The 440-nt window shown below is 49.1% G+C and carries 4 tRNA genes; all 4 read right to left on the bottom strand.

Annotation, left to right across the window (positions count from 1 at the left end):
* Nucleotides 1-75 precede the first annotated feature (75 nt).
* Nucleotides 76-163, bottom strand: a tRNA-Ser gene (locus I6F37_RS40310).
* Nucleotides 164-170: 7 nt separating this feature from the next.
* Nucleotides 171-242: transfer RNA gene (locus I6F37_RS40305), tRNA-Asn, on the bottom strand.
* 2 nt (nt 243-244) lie between these two features.
* Nucleotides 245-322: transfer RNA gene (locus tag I6F37_RS40300), tRNA-Lys, on the bottom strand.
* A gap of 3 nt (nt 323-325) precedes the next feature.
* Nucleotides 326-397 (bottom strand) — tRNA-Met (locus I6F37_RS40295).
* Nucleotides 398-440 lie beyond the last annotated feature (43 nt).

Genomic DNA, 440 nt, shown 5'->3' with positions numbered 1-440 from the left:
GAGTCAAAGAATCGAACCCTGATCTCCCGGTTTGCAGCCGGGCGCATTTACCATATCTGCCAACTCACCATTTTGCGGAGCGTGAAGGATCCGAACCTTCGTCCCAATTTGATCGGGAGCCCAAGCTTAGCAGGCTTGCACATTACCACTCTGTCAACACTCCAACGCTGCGGATGAAGAAAGACTCGAACTTTCATTTTTCGCCTTAACAGGGCGAAGCTCTGCCATTGAGCTATTCATCCATTGGTTGGCCCGGAGAGATTCGAACTCTCAACCCCCGGATTAAAAGTCCGGTGCATCTAAACCGTTGAGCTACGGGCCATTGTTGCGGCTACGGGATTCGAACCTGTATCTAAAGCTCATGAGACTCCTGAGTTCGCCTTTACTCCAAACCGCAATATTGTATTCTTCAAAACTTCCTTTACCTCACACTTCGTAAT

It is taken from the genome of Bradyrhizobium sp. NBAIM08, from assembly GCF_020193935.1.
In the GTDB taxonomy this organism is placed as follows: Bacteria; Pseudomonadota; Alphaproteobacteria; order Rhizobiales; family Xanthobacteraceae; genus Bradyrhizobium; species Bradyrhizobium yuanmingense.
The sequence above is the reverse complement of the archived record's forward strand: the minus strand, read 5'-3'. Positions and strand labels throughout refer to the sequence as shown.